Here is a 255-nt window from a genome sequence, read left to right as displayed (position 1 = left end):
GTGGACGCGTGAACAGTTCTTCTGTCGCTGAGGTTTCCACGACGGAACCGGCGTACATGACGGCGACGCGATCGGATCGTCCCGACACGACACCGAGGTCATGGCTGATGAGGATCACAGCCATGTTCAGCTTGTCGTTGAGCGAGGCAAGCAGGTCGAGGATCTGCTTCTGCACCGTCACGTCGAGAGCTGTCGTCGGCTCGTCGGCGATCAGCAGCTTCGGCTCGCAGGCCAACGCCATGGCGATGACCACAC

Annotated in this window: 1 pseudogene; it reads right to left on the bottom strand. The window is 61.2% G+C overall.

What is annotated here, in order from left to right:
• Positions 1–255, bottom strand: a pseudogene (locus MTX36_RS30785) (ABC transporter ATP-binding protein); the annotation flags it as partial.

The organism is Rhodococcus sp. ARC_M6, assembly GCF_022810305.1.
GTDB lineage: Bacteria > Actinomycetota > Actinomycetes > Mycobacteriales > Mycobacteriaceae > Rhodococcus_F.
This window is presented reverse-complemented; position numbering and strand designations above follow the sequence as displayed.